Origin of the sequence: Leptolyngbya sp. PCC 6406, from assembly GCF_000332095.2 — a bacterium.
Lineage (GTDB): Bacteria > Cyanobacteriota > Cyanobacteriia > Phormidesmidales > Phormidesmidaceae > PCC-6406.
Map to the genome: position 1 here is coordinate 2,420,208 of NZ_KI913949.1, position 19,212 is coordinate 2,439,419.

16 protein-coding genes are annotated in these 19,212 nt (G+C 52.5%); 11 read left to right on the plus strand and 5 right to left on the minus strand.

The features are described 5' to 3' along the window. Window positions 1-20: 20 nt before the first annotated feature. From LEP6406_RS0210750 to LEP6406_RS0210760, 4 genes are all read right to left on the minus strand, one after another. Window positions 21-755, minus strand: a complete 735-nt coding sequence (locus LEP6406_RS0210750) for an ABC transporter ATP-binding protein (RefSeq protein ID WP_027269040.1) — start codon at window positions 753-755, stop codon at window positions 21-23. 251 nt (window positions 756-1,006) lie between these two features. After that, the gene (locus tag LEP6406_RS32815; protein WP_155834673.1) at window positions 1,007-1,177 is read right to left on the minus strand and encodes a hypothetical protein; all 171 of its coding nucleotides are present in this window, start codon (window positions 1,175-1,177) and stop codon (window positions 1,007-1,009) included. A 13-nt stretch (window positions 1,178-1,190) separates the two neighbouring features. Continuing rightward, window positions 1,191-4,961 (minus strand): CHAP domain-containing protein, encoded by a 3,771-nt coding sequence (locus LEP6406_RS30230; protein ID WP_027269041.1) that lies wholly within the window; start codon window positions 4,959-4,961, stop codon window positions 1,191-1,193. A gap of 124 nt (window positions 4,962-5,085) precedes the next feature. Beyond that, window positions 5,086-6,429 (minus strand): TldD/PmbA family protein, encoded by a 1,344-nt coding sequence (locus LEP6406_RS0210760; protein ID WP_008310952.1) that lies wholly within the window; start codon window positions 6,427-6,429, stop codon window positions 5,086-5,088. 429 nt (window positions 6,430-6,858) lie between these two features. Here LEP6406_RS0210760 and LEP6406_RS0210765 point away from each other — a divergent pair, with 429 nt between their 5' ends. The 10 genes from LEP6406_RS0210765 (at window position 6,859) to LEP6406_RS35610 (ending at window position 15,467) form a co-directional block, all read left to right on the plus strand. Further along, window positions 6,859-8,166, plus strand: a complete 1,308-nt coding sequence (locus LEP6406_RS0210765) for a TldD/PmbA family protein (RefSeq protein ID WP_008310954.1) — start codon at window positions 6,859-6,861, stop codon at window positions 8,164-8,166. Between the two features lie 312 nt (window positions 8,167-8,478). Further along, window positions 8,479-8,799 (plus strand): hypothetical protein, encoded by a 321-nt coding sequence (locus LEP6406_RS0210770; protein WP_008310956.1) that lies wholly within the window; start codon window positions 8,479-8,481, stop codon window positions 8,797-8,799. A gap of 131 nt (window positions 8,800-8,930) precedes the next feature. After that, window positions 8,931-9,767, plus strand: coding sequence for a class I SAM-dependent methyltransferase (locus LEP6406_RS27525; protein ID WP_008310958.1), 837 nt, complete (start codon window positions 8,931-8,933; stop codon window positions 9,765-9,767). A 35-nt stretch (window positions 9,768-9,802) separates the two neighbouring features. Continuing rightward, window positions 9,803-10,135 (plus strand): transposase family protein, encoded by a 333-nt coding sequence (locus tag LEP6406_RS35605; RefSeq protein WP_008310960.1) that lies wholly within the window; start codon window positions 9,803-9,805, stop codon window positions 10,133-10,135. Window positions 10,136-10,215: 80 nt separating this feature from the next. Beyond that, window positions 10,216-10,941, plus strand: a complete 726-nt coding sequence (locus tag LEP6406_RS33825) for an ISL3 family transposase (RefSeq protein ID WP_225886683.1) — start codon at window positions 10,216-10,218, stop codon at window positions 10,939-10,941. A 223-nt stretch (window positions 10,942-11,164) separates the two neighbouring features. Continuing rightward, a complete protein-coding gene (locus LEP6406_RS0210790) occupies window positions 11,165-12,019 on the plus strand; it encodes an endonuclease domain-containing protein (protein WP_225886503.1) in 855 nt (284 codons plus the stop codon). A 609-nt stretch (window positions 12,020-12,628) separates the two neighbouring features. After that, window positions 12,629-13,387: a TIGR02391 family protein gene (locus LEP6406_RS30240; RefSeq protein ID WP_008310970.1), complete on the plus strand. Its 759-nt coding sequence runs from the start codon at window positions 12,629-12,631 to the stop codon at window positions 13,385-13,387. A gap of 491 nt (window positions 13,388-13,878) precedes the next feature. Next, entirely contained in the window at window positions 13,879-14,118 is a 240-nt protein-coding gene (locus tag LEP6406_RS31115; protein ID WP_008310972.1) for an antitoxin, read from the plus strand. A 9-nt stretch (window positions 14,119-14,127) separates the two neighbouring features. Beyond that, window positions 14,128-14,532: a type II toxin-antitoxin system VapC family toxin gene (locus LEP6406_RS0210800; RefSeq protein ID WP_008310973.1), complete on the plus strand. Its 405-nt coding sequence runs from the start codon at window positions 14,128-14,130 to the stop codon at window positions 14,530-14,532. Between the two features lie 770 nt (window positions 14,533-15,302). Beyond that, window positions 15,303-15,467, plus strand: coding sequence for a DUF2442 domain-containing protein (locus LEP6406_RS35610; RefSeq protein ID WP_409978146.1), 165 nt, complete (start codon window positions 15,303-15,305; stop codon window positions 15,465-15,467). Between the two features lie 299 nt (window positions 15,468-15,766). Here the strand turns inward: LEP6406_RS35610 and LEP6406_RS35030 are convergent, their stop codons facing one another. Further along, entirely contained in the window at window positions 15,767-17,854 is a 2,088-nt protein-coding gene (locus LEP6406_RS35030) for a S8 family serine peptidase (RefSeq protein WP_008310977.1), read from the minus strand. Between the two features lie 287 nt (window positions 17,855-18,141). Here LEP6406_RS35030 and LEP6406_RS33575 point away from each other — a divergent pair, with 287 nt between their 5' ends. Continuing rightward, a complete protein-coding gene (locus LEP6406_RS33575; RefSeq protein WP_008310979.1) occupies window positions 18,142-19,146 on the plus strand; it encodes a hypothetical protein in 1,005 nt (334 codons plus the stop codon). Window positions 19,147-19,212: the final 66 nt, after the last annotated feature.

Below are 19,212 nucleotides of genomic sequence, written 5' to 3' on the forward strand. Positions count from 1 at the left end.
GCCGTAATCCATCGATTTCCCTACCATTCCAACTCGTCAGGACTAGCCCGCCGATCATTCTGTTCAATGGTGTGGATCTGACCATCTCGCATCGTGATGACCCGATCGCCCATAGCCCCGATCCCAGCATTGTGGGTAATGATCACCACCGTAGTCCCCAACTCCTGGTTCACCCGCGCCAGTACCTCCAGCACCAGCTTGCCAGTGCTAAAGTCCAGCGCCCCCGTCGGCTCGTCGCAGAACAGCACTTCTGGGCGCTTGGCAATGGCGCGGGCGATCGCCACCCGCTGCTGCTGCCCCCCAGATAACTGCGAGGGAAAGTGATCCAACCGATCTCCCAGCCCTACCAGATCCAGGGCCACCTCCGGCTTCATCGGGCGGGGGGCAATGTCCGTTACTAGGGCCACATTCTCCCGTGCCGTCAGACTGGGGATTAGATTGTAGAACTGGAAAATAAAGCCGATGGACTCCCGCCGAAACCGAGTCAGCAGGCGGTCACCCCCTAGGCTCAGATTTTGCTGACGAAAATACACCTCCCCGCTGGTGGGGATATCCAGCCCCCCCAGGATGTTCAGCAGGGTAGATTTGCCGCTGCCCGATGGCCCCAGCAACACCACGAACTCTCCCTCGTACAGATCCAGATCCACCGCCCGCAAAGCGTGAACCGCTACCTCTCCCATCTGGTAGGTCTTGGTGATCTGGTGTCCATGAAAAATAGCCGGGGCAATGGTGGCCGTGGGAACTGGAGACATCATTGGGGTTCCCCCATGAAATTTAGATTTGTAGCCAGTGTGGGCGGCGACCCAGTAACGACTCTGGCGCTCAATCAAGGTCAGCCTCCACCCTTATGACGATGAGGGGGGAAGGCTTCGGCGTGATCTCAGACAAACACGCAACCGCAGGGTTCTCGCGAAACTGTCACCCTTTAAGCCATCAGTTCAAACATCTGTACCCCTATTGTAGATGCCTATAGCGATGCAGCCGCCTCAGGTAACACCAAATTCTCTCAGCCCTGCCACTGCGATCGCGGCGTGAGATTTTGGGTGGGGCGATGGCCTTGGGCCGGTCGCAGACCATCGCGTCTACCCATCTCGCTCAATACCGCCACTGGGGATGTGGATGTGTGGGATTGAAAAGTGCGATCGCTGACTAAAACTGCCAGGTGGGCAATGCTCACCTGGCACTATCTACTATGCTCTCGGCACCGTGATGAACTTGCTAGGCCATTGAGATGAGCCAGGTTGGATAGTCCGCACGTTATAGCGTTGCCCGTTCCAATTGGACTCGGAAATCACAATGGAACCATCCGCATTAATACGCTCAACAACCGCAACGTGGCCTACCGAACCAGCGCCGCCGACCCTTGCTTCCCAGAGTGCAATTGAGGGTGCCTGTGGACTGCTTACCACTCGCGCTCCTCGACTAGCTGTGTTGTCCCAAGTGCCAGCGTTGCCCAGCATACTATCCAAGGCATGTTTGCTATACCCCAGTTGCAACATCCGGCCATGGGCGTACCAGGTACAGTTCATTCCCTTAGCTGGGAAAGGATTGCGAGAGGTATATTCAGGCCGGTTCCGCCACTGATCAAACTGAGCCAAGGACATCACAGTAGCAGGCTGGCCACTTGATGGAGAGGGACCAGAGTTCTGATGACCGGAACCAATGTAGTAAGCAGCCACAAAGCCGGTTTGATTGCCCACTCGCACCTCATGCCAGTCAGAGCGAGTATCGTTTGGTGTAGAGTAGCTACCGCCGCTCACAGTTCTCAGAATGGTCAGATTCGTTCCCCGAGGCAATGTCCGAATCACACCATGGCCAGTAGATGCCCCCCGCCGCATATTCAGAGACAAATTCCCCACATTGGCATTGACGTGACCAGGCCGGGTCTGGACTGGGGCAGGATTAGGCGTCGGTGGTGTCGGAACCACAGGCTGCCCAGTTCCCACCTGTTGGGTGACAGGAATATAAACCGTACGGCCAATTTGCAGAACTCTGGCCTCAGCATCCGTGAAGCTAGCGCCTCCTGGAGATTTCACGATCTCACGCCAGCGATTACCATTGCCCAGATAGCGCTGAGCAATGCCCCATAGGGTATCCCCACGTTGCACCACATATTGCTGGTACCGTCCTGGTGGTGGGGGAGGAGTGACGGGTACTGTAGGAGTCGATGCATTTTCCAACTGGACAAACTGAAGTCCGTTGTACTGAGCCGGAGTCAGAATCCGGCTACTCCCAGCCGGTCGTCCGGCCCAGTTGGATTCAGAAATACGGATGCGGCCATCGGGATAGACCTCCTCCAGGAAAGCCACATGTCCAAAGCGAGCATGACCGCCTTGGACACCAGGGGGCCAGACGACGATGCCACGGGCTCCGGGTGTCGGCGTTGAGGTAACAGGTAATCCCAAAGTACGAGCATCCTGCGCCCAGTTAGCAGCATGGCCCAGGAAACGATTCCCAACATTGGCGGGCAGCAACCCCGTTTCCCGCATCCGCCCATAGGTGTACCAGGTACATTGACCAATCAGCGCCGAATTCCAGGCAAAGGGATTCAGGTTGCCGTTGCGGTAATTAGCAGACCCCACATTAATGGGCACATTTACAGGCTGCGGGGAGGGGTTAGGGTTCGATGCTGGAGGCGCTAGTCGAGGGGGGTTGCTGGCTGGGGCACCCGCAAGGTAAGCCGCAGGCATCCAGTAGTTTGTACCGTTGTAGTTAATGCGATACCACAGTTCGTTGGGTGGGTTGTTATTCCAAGTGATTCGTTCGCCATAGGTCCAAGCGTTGAATGTCAATGACTTACCGATTGATTCTGCAAGGTAAGTAGCCCCAGGAAAAGGACTAGGCACCCGATTGTTATGTACGGGGGTGTAGCGATAGGCTGTCCCAATGCTGGGAGTGGGAGAACCCGTAAATGTCTCGGCCACAATGGGATGTTGGACGGCCCTTTCAAAGGGAGTGACAATCCCATCGCCACTCCAGGTTTCAGGAATCAGAGAGGCTGGGGCATGGTGACTCTGGGGTGCGGCTGCCTTGGCCATGTAGACGGCGGCGGCCATATTCACCAGTCCAGCACCCGTTTCGGGGTTCCAGTTGGGGGTGCCCAGATCCCGCGCCGTCTGTTGCAGAATTTCAATCACCTGGCGATAGCTCAGCTCTGGGTTCGCCGCCCATACTTGCGACACCACCCCAGTCACCTTAGCCGCAGCTACCGAGCTGCCATGCATAGAACCGAGACCATCGCCAACGGTGGAGAGCTTAGGATTATCTAGGGTGCCCCCAGGGGCCAAAATACTGAGGCCAGCACCATAGCTGGAGTACTCTGCCCGGTCAAGACCATCGCTAGCCCCAACGGTAATAATGTTGTCAAATTCTTGGGCGGCCTGCCCTAGGGCAGACATGACCCCACCGTCATTACCCGCTGCGACGACGACAACGACATTATGCTGGCGGGCAAATTCCAGTGCCATCCGTTCTTGAGGTGTGAGTTCATAACGGGTGGTCATGCTGCCATCAGCATTGATTTGGGTCAGATCCAGGCTGAGATTAACAATGCCATTGGGCTGATCAGACTCAATAAACTGGGTTACAAACTTAGCCAGAGAGTCAGCCCACTGTCCCGACCCAATAGAACGCTCTAGCCAAAGCGGGGCTTGGTCGTTGATACCGTCAATGCCGAGGTCGTTATCACGGGTAGCGCCGATGATACCCAGAACATGGGTGCCATGCTCATTGCCTTCGCCTGGGGACAACAAGGGGTTATTATCACCACCTATCAAGTCACGTCCATGGACAATTCGGGAGTAGTCAATGTCAGGATTATCGCCGCTGAAGCCCGTGTCAATAATGCCTATGAGGGGCTGCTGCTCTAGGGGGGCGGTGAATCCCAGGGAGAAGTCTGCGTCAGCCCAGGTCACTGCTGCATCGGTATAAGCCCTAATGGATTGTCCGATATCCGTAGTGCGCCAGTCCAAATCAGTATTAACCACATCACCCATGTAGATCGCGGTGCCGGTGGCTCCCCGCACTTGGAACACAATGTCGTTGTAGTCCAGATCTGATTTGCCATCGACGCGCATGTCTTCAAAGACAAAAGTGTTGCCATCACCGAAGACATCAGCGATTTGGCCCATGGCGAACATATCATCGGGGTTCGCCGTGGACATCGAGAACAGCGGTGTGCCGCTGCTACCAACACTCGGGTTATTGAAAGCGCTCCAGACCCGGCCCCTGGGCACCAGCATGAGGCCGAATTCATCCCCCGCCTTCATCTGAAAGGTCTTGGCTCCCAGGTAATCCCCCGAGTTCCACTGATCCAGCTTGGGATTGTATTCCCCAAAGCGGGCACCTTCCAGGCGATCGCGGATGACGATGTGGCCTTCTTCGGTGCCAGTGAGGGCGCGGCGGGCGGCTTCGCGGATGAAGTCCTCAGAGCCCAGTTCAAACTCCTCCATCCCCTCCAGGCTAAAGATGGCTAGTTCGCCCTGGTAGCTGCCGCCGTCGAAGAGATAGTCGATGGTGACTGCGCCGCTGTCGCCGACGATGAAGACACCGGACTCAAACTGGGGGCTATCAAAGTCCAACGGCAGATCGCTGCCGGGGAAACCAAAGCCATAGTCATCGTCGCCATCTGGGACAAAACCGTCGCTCAGCTCGCCATCATCGCCAATACCTTCTGAGGTCACAAAGGGAATGTCAGCGTCTTCGGCGGCGACATCACGACTGGCAAAGGCGAAATCATTATTCAGGCCAGTCAGGTCACCATCGCCATCAATCTCAGGAATTGGGATCGTATCTAGATCGCTGAGCGCATCATTATCGCTGCCGGTATCTAGGAGGCCGCTGGGGGTGAGGATGGGCTCTAGGATGAAGGTTTGGCCCAGCAGAGACGTAGGGGCTGAGGTTTGGGGGCCGAAGCCTTGAGGTGCGGGACGCTTTTTAGTCGGAAAACGAAAGAAGGCCATGGGTGTGGTTCTCCCAGAAAGAGGCGCGATCGCGCCCTGAGTACGGATATGTACCTTTCCGGGAAACCCTGGGGATTTTATGCGATCGCACTTTGCCCTGACCTAGACTTCTCAACACCTAGCCCTAACCTTCACCCGTAATAGACAGAGCCTCCACCCAAATTCGAGGACAGACACCACCGGGGGTAATCTCCGGTTCCGCTTCGATGTGGACAATGGACTTGAGCAGATCCCGGAAGTCCCCGGCTACAGTAGCGGACTCAATACTGACCTTTTCCCCCTGGTTCACCAGCCAACCATCAAAGGGCAAGGAAAAAGATCCCTGGAGGGCATTGACCCCCGCATGGAGTGCCTGCACATCGTCGATGTACACCACATTTTCGGCGGTCTCTAAGCTCAGGGAAGAGGTCGAGGGTTGGGCTGCCAGCACATGGTAAAAACTGGGGCCGACACTCACCTTGGCTCCAATGGAAGCGTGGCCCGTCGGCTGGGTATTGAGCCGCTTGGCAGTACCCGCACTGTGGAGAAAGTGGGTCAGCACCCCCGCTTCAATAATGGGCAAACGCCGCGTGGGGGTGCCTTCGCCGTCAAAGGTTTCGATGCTGATGTTGTCGGGGTGGAGGGCATCATCATAGACCGACAGCAGGGGAACTGCGATCGCAGTTCCCAGAGACTCCACCGTAGAGAGACTGCGGTTATCCAGAATGCTCTGGGCATTGAAGAGATTAGAAAAGGCATCCAACAAACTCAGAAAAGCTTCAGCGGAAAACACCACCAGATACTTGCCCGACTCGATGCCACGGTAGTCCAGATGGCTAATGGTTTTTTCCTGGGCTTCCTGGAGGCAACCCTGCACATCCAGAGAATTCAGCCCCGGTTGCACCCGCATGGCCCCCGCCGATCTCGGCTTACGCCCCTCCTGCTCCGTCTTGGTATAGAGGTAAATCGAAGCGTAGGAGCGGCTATCCTGTCGCAGGGCTCCGGCGCTGTTGAGATAGAACTTATCCACCTGGCGCTGGGCCAGACCATTATAGGGAACCGCCGCGATCGCAGGATGGGCCGCCAAGAGAGCCGCCTCCGCCGCCACCAGGGTTTCCACTAGGGCCGGTACTGGAGCCGCAGGCACCTTTTCCACCATCACCTCAGCCAAGGGAGCCGTAGCCTCAGGACTAAAGTCGGGAATATGTTCCTTAGCCCCAAAGGCACTGGCCTCCTGAGCCGTTTCCAGTGCTAGCTTCAAACCCGCCCCATCCACATCAGTCGTAGTGGTCACCCCCAGTAATCCCTCATCATTCCAGACCCGCACAATCACGCTGGAGCGCTGAGACGCCTTAACCTGCTTGGGTTCCCCCTTATCGACTTGCACACTGGTCTCGTCTACCGCCGACCCATACACGTCGTACTTGCTAATGCCGAGGGTTTTAGCAGCCTTCTCAGCGGCGGTGGCAATGTCCTGAATGGTTGGCATGGTTGGTTTACTGCGGTCCTACTGGTCTACTGTCTAGGTCTAGAATCCGAATCCACGATGGTCTACTGGGGCCGGTCTAGCCCCCTAGGGGCGGCTACACCAATGACCATCGCGGCCCTTGCCCAGTCTAGCGCTGTCACCGGACCCTGAGGTAAGACCAGGGATTTTCACCAGCTCCCCCACTCCCCCAATCCGGGTCACCCGGCGACAGCAGGGCGGGTTTTGAGCCTCCCATCCCGGATTCCCCATTAGATCCGAGCCAAACCCGCCCCTACGGGATTTACCCCATCACCCCATCACCCCATCACCCCATCACCCCTGAGACCAAACTTGTCCCCAGACCTGCCCCAATTTTTTGTCGGAAATGTCACCCTTTCCGAGATGATGGGGAGGTGTAGAGGTGTGACAGGCGGAGCAATCAGGAACCACATGGGGGCAGCAACGCACTGGGAAACCCTGCCAGAACAACTCTTGGATCTTGCCCACCAAGCAGGGGCAGAGGCCGCCGAAGTCTTCCAGTCTCGGGCCGCCTCCCAACCCGTGTACTTTGAAGCCAACCGCCTCAAGCAGCTAGAGAGCAATCAGGTCGAAGGTACCGCCCTGCGCCTATGGCACCAGGGTCGCCCCGGTATTGCCGTAGCCCACGGCCCAATTCAACCCCAAGCCCTGGTAGAAAAAGCCCTGGCCATTAGCCATCTCAATGTTGCCGAGGCGATTGAAATGCGGGCAGGGCAGATCCAGCGCTATCCCGACGTGGGCACTCCCGTAGCGGTGGCCCAGCTTGTGGACTGGGGCCAAGAGGCCATCGCCCAAATCCGCACCGCCTACCCCGATGTAATCTGCGAAGCGGAGTTGGAATGCGACGTGGAAACCACCCGCATCGTCAATTCCCGAGGGCTGGACTACAGCTATGCGGATACCACCCTGAACGGCTATCTCTCGGCGGAGCGGGTGCGGGGCGACGATTTCCTTAGCGTTGGAGATGGTCAAACCCGACGGGACTGCCTTGACCCCCACGCCCTAGCCCAGCAGGTCTTGCAGCGGCTGGCCTGGGCCGAAGATAACGTCTCCGCTCCCCAAGGACGAGTCCCCGTCCTCTTCACCGCCAAAGCCGCAGACATGCTGTGGGGGACGGTGCAGGCGGCCCTCAGTGGCAAGCGAGTCATCGAAAGTTCTTCCCCCTGGAGCGATCGTCTAGGGGAAGTGGTCACCGCCCCCGCCCTCACCATTTCCCAAGATCCCGAATCTGGCCCCTTTAGCTGCCCCTTCGATGACGAAGGCAACCCCACCCAATCCCTGGTGTTTATTGACCAGGGCACCCTGCGCCTGTTCTATACCGATTGCACCGTGGGCCGCGCCTTGGGTGGCGGGTCTACGGGCAATGGTTTTCGCCCCGATTTAGGCAGCTATCCCACACCGGGGCTGTTCAATACTTTGGTCGCCCCAGGAGATCAATCCCTGGAGCAGTTGATCCAGAGTCTAGATGAGGCCATCATCGTGGACCAAATGCTGGGGGATGGAGCAGGTATATCCGGCGACTTCTCCATCAATGTGGATCTGGGCTACCGCATCCACCACGGCACCATCCAGGGACGGGTGAAGGACACCATGGTCGCGGGCAATGTCTACACCGCCCTACTCAATCTGCTAGCCCTAGGCAATGATGGCGAATGGAACGGCGGTTGCTATACCCCGTCTGTGGTGGTGGCAGGGCTATCAGTCATTAGTCGGACTTAGGTGGGGGAATTTTGAGTTTTGAGTTTTGAGTTTTGAGTTTTGAGTTTTGAATTGAATATCTCGTAGGGGCGCGGTTTCCGCGCCCAATGTAGTGGGTTGCAGAAAGTTTTGAGTTTTGGCTCTTCCGGTCTGGCTATGGGAAGCCAAGACCCAAGATACCTAAAATCCTCTCATACCAATGCTTGTAAGCTTTAGCCCCATAAAAGGAGCCTTGAAGAATTATTTTAAGCTAAAAGCCTTGTATAGCAATGCTTTCAGGTCATCGTGGAGCAGTTTTGCATACTTAAGCCGCAAGAGCCCAAAAGGAAAATCATGAAGAAACTTCATATTGCAATATCAACAGATAAAATCGACGAAACTGTTGCCGACTATTCTGTACGCTTAGGAAAGCAGCCGTGTTCATTTATTCCTGGCGAATATGCACTGTGGAGAACGGATTTTTTGAATGTTTCTGTGCGTCAAGACCTCACTTGTGAGGCTGGTGCCCTAAGGCACTTGGGTTGGGAAGATCCTACAGCGCCTGAGTTTACACAGGATACTGATGTGAACGGTATTATCTGGGAGCGATTCACTGCCCAGCATCAAGCTGATGAGATTAATGAAATATGGCCAGAAGCCAACTACCAGCCTTGAACTCTAACAATCGGCTGCACAGCGATCGATTGTTCGCTGCTTCGCAGCTCCAAACCGTTGCGTGAGTCGAGCATTATCCTGCAATCCTGGCTTCTGAGATAGTCTCATAATGCAACTGATGGCGAGGTGATATGAGTTTTGATTTTTCCACTGTCTCCGATTCGATAACAGACCCGTTGAGCTATTTTTCTGATCGAGGCGAAGATTACGAGAAGTATCGTCCGATTTATCCAGCTTCTGCGATTGACACAATTTTGTCAGGTTTGGAATCTCTGACTCAGATTACTGCTGTTGATGTTGGAGCAGGAACAGGGATTGGAGCAAGATTGTTGGCGAATCGAGGTGTTCGAGTTGTGGCGATTGAACCCAACGAAGAGATGAGAACGGCAGCGACACCACATGAAGGAGTAGAGTTTCTAGCCGGAACTGCCGAGCAGATTCCTCTCAAGAATGTATCGGTCGATTTAGTGACCTCATTTCAAGCATTCCATTGGTTTGATTTTGATAAAAGCCTCCAAGAGTTTCGCCGTATCCTCAAATCTGGTGGACGTTTAGCATTAATATGGAGCTTTTGGGATCAAAGCGATCCTGTGTCCAAAGAATACACTCGCTTGCTTTTTGAAGCATCCAAAGATCGAGAGCCTCAATCCCAATCTCGAATACAGCTAAAAACATGGTTCAAAGGCATACGTTATCAACTTTTTTGGCAAGGGTTATGGCTACCTTCCTTTACACGCTTACAGCGACATGAGTTTATGTCTAACCAATATCTAGATTTCTTAGGGTTAATAGGTTTAGCCCGAAGCCAAGGGTTTACACCCTCTGGAGGGGAAGATTTGGAAAAGCTGATGTCAGACTTAACCGTATTTCATCAACGCTTCTGCGATCCTCAAAACTCTGTACGGTTGATTTATCGCACGCGCTTATATATTGCAATTCCAGAGGCTCTTCCGGATCCAAGGTGGTAATTGTATAATGAGTCACATTTAGGGGGGCTAGCATCATGGACTTTCACCTAGATACGCTGCTCAATTTTCCTAATGTAACCGTTGAACAGTGCATTCAGGAGGCCGGAGAAATATTTCTGACATTGCGATTACTCAACGATGCAGCCGATTGTCCTCACTGTGGGAAAACGACTGAAAAATTGCACCAAAGTCGCCCCGTATTATTGCGCGATTTATCCATTTTTGGTCAAGCCACTCACTTGAAGGTTCCGCGACGTCAGTTTTATTGCCGTTCTTACCAACGGTACTTTACGGAATCTCTGCCATATGTAGACAAAGGGCGGCAGTATACTTTTCGATACAAAGAGTATATCTATCAGCAAGTATAATTGACGACTATTGAGCAGGTTAGTCGCATGGAAGACTTAACCTATGACCGTGTTCAAGGTATTTTTAATCATCAATACGAATTAAAAAAAAGAGTTGGACTGGAGCGAAACGAATCGCAATTGATGAAGTCAGTCACCGTAAAGGACATCGGAACTTTGCCACTGTTGTCGGAGACCTTGAAGCTGGGCAACTCTTGGAGGTGATTGACAGTCATCAGCAGATGGATATCATTGAAGCCCTTGAGCAGCAACCGATAGCGGTGCGTGAGCAGATTGTGGAAGTGAGTGTTGACATGTGGGGTGGCTTTCCCAAAGTTGTCGAAAAAGTGTTTCCCAATGCCACCCTTGTGATCGATCGGTTTCATGTGATGAAAGCGGCGAATAAGGAGCTAAATAAGATTCGCAGACAAGTGCGTGTTTTTGACCGAGGTAGTAAGTTTATCCTGTTGAAAAATGGTGTTGATTTAACGGAGGATGAGAAACAGACACTAGAGCAGCTTTTGAATCGGTCTAAACGACTCAGGAAAGCCTATGAGTCGAAAGAAGAACTTCGTGCTATCTATGAGAGTCCGTTAACGGTTGAGACAGGGAGACTGCACTTTCAGGAATGGTTAAATCGAGCCCAAAAGATTTTCAGTGAGATGACGACGACCATTCGTAATCATTTAGATGATATTTGCAACTACTTTCGTACTCGAACCACAAGTGGGTCAATGGAAGGAATCAACAATCGAATCAAGGTGATTAAGCGCCAAGCTTATGGGTTTGTAAACTTTGGAAATTTCCGCAAGCTTTTGCTAGCCTGATTTTCTAATTGGAAAAACTTATCACTATGCTACCGGAAGAGCCTGGATAACACCCCCAGCATCGGACTTATCTATCACTTTTGATGCTCAATACAATAGTTAGGCTTTACATAATATTCGAGGGAAAATGAAATACCCAGGGCAACCAGAATCACCCCCAAGTTGGTACAGGGATCGAGGTCAATCTTACATCGAGAAAGAGTTTAGTAGAGAATTGGGTGATTTGGCTGACACCATTGAAAGTGAACATTGGTTTGGAGACCCTGAAAAACACAGTAGATTTAGAGTTGATTTTATTCTTAAAGATGCTCGTTTAATCATTGAGTTAGATGGATATGATTACCATTCAACAAAAGATCAGCTTGAAGAAGACGCTATTAGACAGCGATATTTATCACGAGCTGGTTATACCGTAATTAGATTTACCGGCAGAGAAATCAACAGAAATCCCAAAGACTGTGTCTTAGAAGTCCGTCAAATTTACAGTGAGCGCATGCAAAGATCTCCAGTAAAATATCGTGTGATGTACATTGATTACCCATTTGTCCGTAGGGAGGCAGCTAAAGCGATTAGTTTTTTCAAGCAGTTGCATCCCAACAAAAACTTGTCAGCAATAAATTTAGAAGAGTTAATTCCTCATGCTATTGAATGGCTGCATGAAAAATCTTTTATTACTGTTTTTGTATTTCATCCAGAAGAAGACTCTCATAAGGTTAAGCATTTGGATGGATATGTTAAAGAATACGAGAAGGGCGAAGTTCGTATAAATACTATTGCTGAGAAATGGTATAGTTCTGAGCTTGGCAACCATATGGTCGCATTCTCACATCTATTTGATGAGTTTTTTTTAGTCGCGGACGACCCTGTATATTGCAATCCCCTAAGAATTGTACTGCCCAAAGAACTTAGCCCTAGAAAGATTGGTTCACTCGAGAGCAAGTATTTGGCGAACGGCAAGCTATTAAGGAAAGGAAATGAAGAAACAGCTTATGCAGGGACGGATTTAGCCTATGTACTATGGCAGGACATATGGTACATCATCGGTGCTTCAGTGGGGCTACATCTCTATGAGATGTAAGCCTAATCGGGACAGGGTAAGCGCAAGAAAAAATGTACCAAAGTATGGTGTGTAGCCGTAAAAATTATCGATAGTTAAGCTCTAATTTCAATAGTGCTGCTATCAGTATTGGGCTTATTGCGAATACTCCCCTTCTTATTGGTTCTTGCGCTTACCCTGCTAATCGGGATAAAAGGTGCGATTCGTTGCAGACGAATAACGGTTAGAGTCCGTAAATAACTCTACCAGCTTAGCTTCCAAATATGAAGCCCTCTAAAAAGCTGAACTGTCCTCTTGATGAGGTGAAAGTCCCTCCCATCAAACTCGGATGTGGCTCCTGACCTGCCCACGATGGCCCGACTCGGAATTCGGGAGGTCGAAGCTGGGAGCAGGGCGCAATCAGACACTCATTGCAAGTGACACTGGCGCTAATAGGGAGTTCCCATGGTGAAACAGAGCCTAGAAAAGCGACTTACCCGAAAGCAGACGCAATCCAAAAGTCTGGCTTTGCCAGAGATTAGTATCCCGCTGCACCCTATTTTGAAGTTGTCAGAGAAGAAATTTAGAAGAAAGTGATGCCTGTCTAAAAAATTACTGCTAGAATACCTGTACTCATTTCAACCTCTCAATATGCAACCTTTGAATTTAACTGAAACCCAGAAAAACCTTTTACAATGGCTAGTAGAACAAGTACGTGCTGGGATACTTAATGAGGAGGAAATTTGGTTTATTTGGATTTCTGGCCGTACAAGTTTAGTTGGTTATCAGGAGAATGTCCCTGAAGTAAAGTCGACAACTCTCGACGCTTTGCAGAGTGGTGGTTGTCTATCATGTGACCGAAGTCGTCAACATCAGTATAAGTGCGCTCTAACCAGCAAAGCCTATGAAGCCGTTGACTCTAATTTTAGTGCTCCCAACTTGTCTGCTATTCCTCACTTGATTCCTCTAATTGAAGTTAAGCATTTGGATCCTACACTATGGGAGAGATGCCGTTTTTCGTTGAGTGTTGGTGGAGATGATCCAAAAGCTTGGGACCAGGCAGTCCGCACAGCAATGGTGGTGCTAGAAGAACGTTTGAGGGAACTTGGAAGAACTGAATCTATCAACCCAGGTGCTACTGGTGAAGGCATAGTTAACCTCATTTTTGCTGGTAAGAACCCAGTACTAGCTGGCAAGCTTGATGAGAAGCAACGCAAGGGATATCGTGATTTATATGCAGGTATGATGGCTGTTTTTCGTAATCATTATGCACACCGGATTATAGATCCCAGTCCAGAGGTTGGTGGAGCAATCATCGCATTCATCAATTTATTACTAAAAATATTGAATGATGTTGACTGGGATTCAATCTGTGACGAAAGAGGCAGATCTCCCCAGATAAGAACGTGAACTGTCGATGCGCGATCGCCTCATTTACCGTATCTCCTGAGCCAACGGGCTACCCTGCGGGAAGGCTTCGCCTATGTTGTGTTGTGCCAACTCGCCCCAGAGACTCGGCCTTCTGTCCGTCGGCTCGGACTTTGGCCGCTGGACTTCGGTGTGAGCTCAGTCGAACGCTTCTGACCGACCCTCCCTCGCGGAAACGCCCTTGCCTTAAGCTAGTGGTTGTCCATCTCTCGGCTCCTACGACTTGCGAGCATTTGGATGGCTGGTTCTCCCACAGGGGACTTTCACCCCATTAGTTCACGCCCATGCTGGGCGTGAACAATTCACTTGGAGCGGACTGACGAAAGATCTGGGTATGTAGCGAAGTTTTTTCGCAGCGGCTCAAGCGAACCGTTAACTTGCTGAAATCCGAATACTCTTATCCTATGTCTTGTCTCCTGCGTCCTGCGCCCTAAATAATAGTCTCGCATCTATCCCAGAGAAAGAGGTCACTTATGCAAAACTCGCGTCATGTTTCTTTACTAAAAAGTGGACAAGACCAAGTCCTAACCATTCCCCATGAACTTGCCCTGTCGGGCACAGAAGTTTTGTTACGCAAAGAAGGTCATCGCTTAATCATTGAACCCATTTCTTCTAGTTCTCTACTTTCTTTGCTGACTACGTTGCAAGACGTTACGGATAGTTTCCCTGATATAGATGAGGGTTTACTTCTCCTTGATGACATCACACTTTAGTGCTACCCAATGTCCTATCAGTACCTGCTTGATACCAACATCCTGTCAGATTTGGTCAGACATCCTCAAGGTCGGGTTTTTCAGCATATTGTAGATGTCGGGGAAGATAGCGTTTGTACTAGCATCATTGTGGCGTGTGAACTACGATTTGGAGTGGTTAAGAGCGGTTCCTCACGCTTGGTACAGCAACTAGAACAAATTCTTGAAGTTTTGACAGTTTTGCCGTTGGAATCACCTGTAGATGAACACTACGCTGCAATTCGTACATATTTGGAGCAAGCAGGAACCCCGATCGGTCCAAATGATTTACTGATTGCTGCGCATTCTCTAGCTCTCGATCTGACTCTTGTCACAGCAAATACCCGTGAATTTGAGCGTGTGCTTGCCTTGAAATTAGATAATTGGTTGCTCTGAAAATACAAGATTTGGCGTAATTAGTCACCGCAACAAGCGAGGCTTATTGAGAATAGTGCAGGCTGAAACCCTTGAACATCAGGCATCGCTAATTTGCGCTCAATGCCCTAATTCATTTGAACTGTTAGCTATTGTCAACTAGGTGAGAAAATTGCTACTTATTGAGGACAGGCGCAACTAGAGCGTATGAACTATTTCTTGTGGAATGCCTATGAATTAAGGGTTCTAGGATTTTTTTTCTCAATAGTGACTCACTATTGCGGTGACTAATTACAAACAAAGTAGCTTGTGTATCAGCTATGATCGGTTTTGTTAGGCAGTTAGTGTAGGAGTGGATAGTGAACGTCAGCATAGAGCGGCCTTCTGATCTAAAAAATGAACTCTCTACTGAAGCATCCCAGCTTAAATTTCGCCGATTCTAGAATGAAGTGCATCACCTAGAAGCGTCCCGTAGAGGGGCTCATAGGATAGTCTGATGTTTCCTACAACCGGGGTGGAGTTGGTTACTTACTGGGAAAGCGTTGGGATGATCAACTCTCGACCCGATATTGATGATAGCCAGGAGCATGCCCGCAGATTGCGTGACCAAGCTGAACACCGTGAGCGGGCTTAGGTGACAAATGTATCTAGTTGATACTGATGTCATGATCGACATGTACGTTCAACGTGAAGCACTATCAAATTATTTCAGGCTTTAGTCTGGAGCAACCTTATAGTCGCTGAAGCCACTTAATCGGGTAGGTTACTAGAGGGCTAGAATGACTTCTTTAATGATTGACTTACTAGATATACCTACAATTCAATCAATTGAGATCACAGACGACACCTTATCTGTTGATTTGTCAGATAGTCATACTATTTCCGTACCGTTAGCGTGGTATCCACGTCTATTACACGGTTCTACAGAAGAGCGTCAAAATTGGCGATTAATTTAGTAAGGGTGAAGGTATTCATTGGAACCAGTTTGACGAAGATATCAGCGTTAAAAATATGATTTTGGGTCAACCATCAGGGGAAAGTCAGAAGTCATTGCAGCGATGGCTTACACACCGTGCAGAAGCAGGCTAATAAATGGTTGCAATGGCAGGCGAAATACTATTGCAAATAGCCCAAGCTTTCTTGCCGCTGTTGAACTCAATTGTTATGGGGTGGCTACAACTCCTAAATTGATTCATGAGAGCGGGCGTGGTCGTGCCTACCCCGCAAGGGTTTCCTTATTAATTGCCCACCTGCCCTAGCCTAGCGTCAGCGTCAACTGCCACCACTGCAATCTCCCCGTGTGGCCGGGGGCATGGTCTACCACCCGCAGTTGCCAAGTCCCCGCCGCCGCCCCGCCCAAAAACCATCGCAATGCCGGAGTCGTTGCTAGGTCGTAGTGGCTGCGTAGCTGCTGCTGATTGCTCAGGGTACGACCCTGAATCGTGACCGTTTTCCCCGCCGGGGAACTGAGGGCCAGGGTCAGATCCCCTAAGTATTCATGGTCGATGGCGACATCTACTCGCACATCTTGCACCGTGCCGCTGCCCGTCACCGCCAGCATTCGCACCAAGGGCGTCGCCCGATTATCGGGAATGCCCACCGCTGCCTCATCACGAGGGGTCACCTGTTGCCCAGAAGTCCCACGGCTCCAGGCTCGCCGTCGTGCTTCCGCCACCGCCCGGTAGGCATTGACCCGGCCATAGCCAAACCATTGGGAATGACCATTTTGGTCATAGGAGCCATAGCGGTTGCCGAGCTGGGGGTCGGGGTTGGCATCGGTGATCTTGTCGGCGGTCTGTTCCAGAATTTGCCGCACCTCGCGGGCGGTCAGATCCGGATTGGCCGACAACACTAATCCCGCTACCCCCGCTGCCACCGGGCAGGCGCTCGACGTACCGCCAAAAGTGTGGGTAAAGGCCCCTCGATCGTAGCCCCGATCATCGAGGCGATCGCTGGTGACCATGCCCCGTCCTGGTAGTCGTTGGTTGATTGTTGGTCCTGTGGCGACGCTGCCCACCTGGGGTAGGGCCATGCTGGGGGCGGCATTATTGCTGGGGGCGCTGACGGCGATATGGGTGCCCCAATTGCTGTAGGCTGCTTTGCGATTGAGACTGGTGCAGGCGGAAACTGCGATCGCATCGGGATGGACCGCAAAGCCGCTGAGCCAAGTGGTGGAACCGCGTAGGGTATTTGGAGGCCAGCCCTGTTCCTGCACCGTACCGCTGACGGGACGATTGGCATTTCCCGCCGAGAACAGCACCACACAGCCCTTGCCGTCCCGTCCCTGGGTGGCGGCCCGAGTCAGGGCATGGCGCTGACGTAGGGATAGGGGAAAATACACGGCGGCGGGGGACCAGCTACAGGACACCACTGCTGCCCCTTGGGTGATTACCCAGTCAAACAACATTTCAATGGAGGTGTCATCCAGGTAGCCCGTGGTGCGGATGGGCATGAAGCCACAACCGGGGGCGACCCCGACAATGCCCGACTGATTTTCTTCGCCGATGGCTAATCCGGCGCAGGCGGTGCCGTGGTTTTCATCGGTCCCCATGGGTAGGGGCACGGCATTCCGTGATTTCAGGTCGCGGGGGGCCACTAGCTTGCCCCTGCCCTGCAAATCGGGATGGTTTAGGTCAAAACCATCATCTGCGATCGCAATCACTACCGACCGCGTCCCTCGGGTGATATCCCAGGCCCGCTCTACAGAAATGTGGGCATCCGCCAGCACCTCATTACCGCCACTGGTGGCCAAGTGCCACTGCTGGGAGTAGAGGGTATCCACAGGACGGTATAGCCCCTCAGTAGCCACCACCACATTGGGCTCCGCCGTCAACACCACCGAATGGGCCATGAGACGATTCGCCAGCTTGATCGGGTTGGCGGTGGCAGTAGGACCGACGCGGTAGACGGCGGTATTGGATATTCCCAAGAGGGGATGATCCAACACTAACCCCAAGGGTTCCGTGATCGCCCCTTGCTCTGGGCGGGTCAGGGTGGGGGTGAACTGTACCGTGATCTGGTCCGTTAGATAGACCCAGGTTTGAGAACTCGCAACCAATCGATAGACATGGCTGGCAAACTGCACCGCCTCTAGACTTCGGGCCTGCTCTAAGGTCGTCTCTAGGCGTTCCGGCTCCACCTCCCACACCACCAGTTGACCCTGGGCAACGGGATGGCGAGATCTGGGTTGCAAGATCGACTCTAAAACTGCGATCGCATCGGGATCAGTAAGCTGAGTTGTGAAGCGATCTCGCCCCTTCTCCAGCAGCAATTCTTCCCCGCCCCGCTGCAATATCAAGCCCTCACTAGGGGCAGGTCCATTCATCCCCGTGGCGTTCGTCATGGCCGCAGGGGAACCGATGATCGGGTAAGACGGTCTCTGCTCATACTTAGGAACCCAGATCCTTCAATGTGCAATTTTATCTGCAATTTTTGTGGATCAGGCATCTTGCCTCTTGGTAGGACAGGCATCCTGCCTGTTTTGTAGGGTCTTGTAGGTCAGGCATCCTGCCTGACCGTGGAGTTAATCTGATCGCGACTCCCTAGGGAAGGGCGAAGAAGATTAGCCAAAGTGGTAGTATACTCCAGAGCTTTTTCTGTCCTACGTTTGTCAACACCTTAGGTTACTTTATGGCTGTGCTTCAGTTTCCTCGAACAGCGTGGTTAGCGAGCTGGCTGGGCAGTAGCGTTATTGCAGTGAGCAGCTTAGGACTGGGAATGCAGTCCGCCCTAGCCCAAAACCCTGCCCCTGAAGCCGAGGTCACCTCCCCCTCCCAAGTCCGCCCTGCCAATGTGGGGGGGCGCTTAAATGTGGCCACCGCCGATCGCCTTGTCGAAGAAGCCACCCAAGCGATCGCGGCCCAAGACTACCCCCGTGCCATTGAACAACTCCGGACGGCACGGGAACTCTACAACCAGCTCTCCGGCTACCACCAAGAACTGGCGGCGATGTTCATCGGTGTAGACACCCGCCAAACCAATAGCAACCGTGCCCTGGCCCTAGCCTCAGCCCAAAAGCGCGACCAGACATCCTACCAGTTAGCCCTGGTCTATCGCACCCAAAACCGTCCCCAGGATGCTGTCCCCCTGCTGATGGAAATCCTCCGCAGCCAGCAACCCACCCGCGAACTGGGGCAACGGGCCTACCAGCAACTTTATGAATTGGGCCTAGTGGAAGCGCCCTTTGGCCCCGGCAGTTCCCCCGCCGAAGTCAGCCCCGCCAATGATGGCAGCTTTAGTGTGGCCGCCGCCGATCGTCTGGCCGAAGAAGCCCGCCAAGCGATCTCGGCCCAAGACTACCCCCTCACCATTCAACGCCTCCAGGCAGCACAGACACTCTACAACCAGCTCTCCGGCTATTACCAAGAACTGGCGGCGATGTTCATCGGCGTAGATGCTAGCCAAACCAATAGCAACCGTACCCTGGCCCTAGCCATAGCCCAAAAGCGTGACCAGACCTCCTATCAGTTGGCCCTGGTCCATCGCACCCAAAACCGTCCCGAGGAGGCCGTCGCGCTATTGATGGAAATCCTCCGCAGCCAGCAACCCACCCGCGAACTGGGGCAACGAGCCTATCAGCAACTCTATGAATTGGGCCTAGTGGAAGCGCCCTATGCCCAAGGCAGCGACAGATAAGTCCCAGATACCCCCAGGGCAAAAGGGCCGGAGTCGGTCAATAATCTTGGGGGTATCTTATGTTAT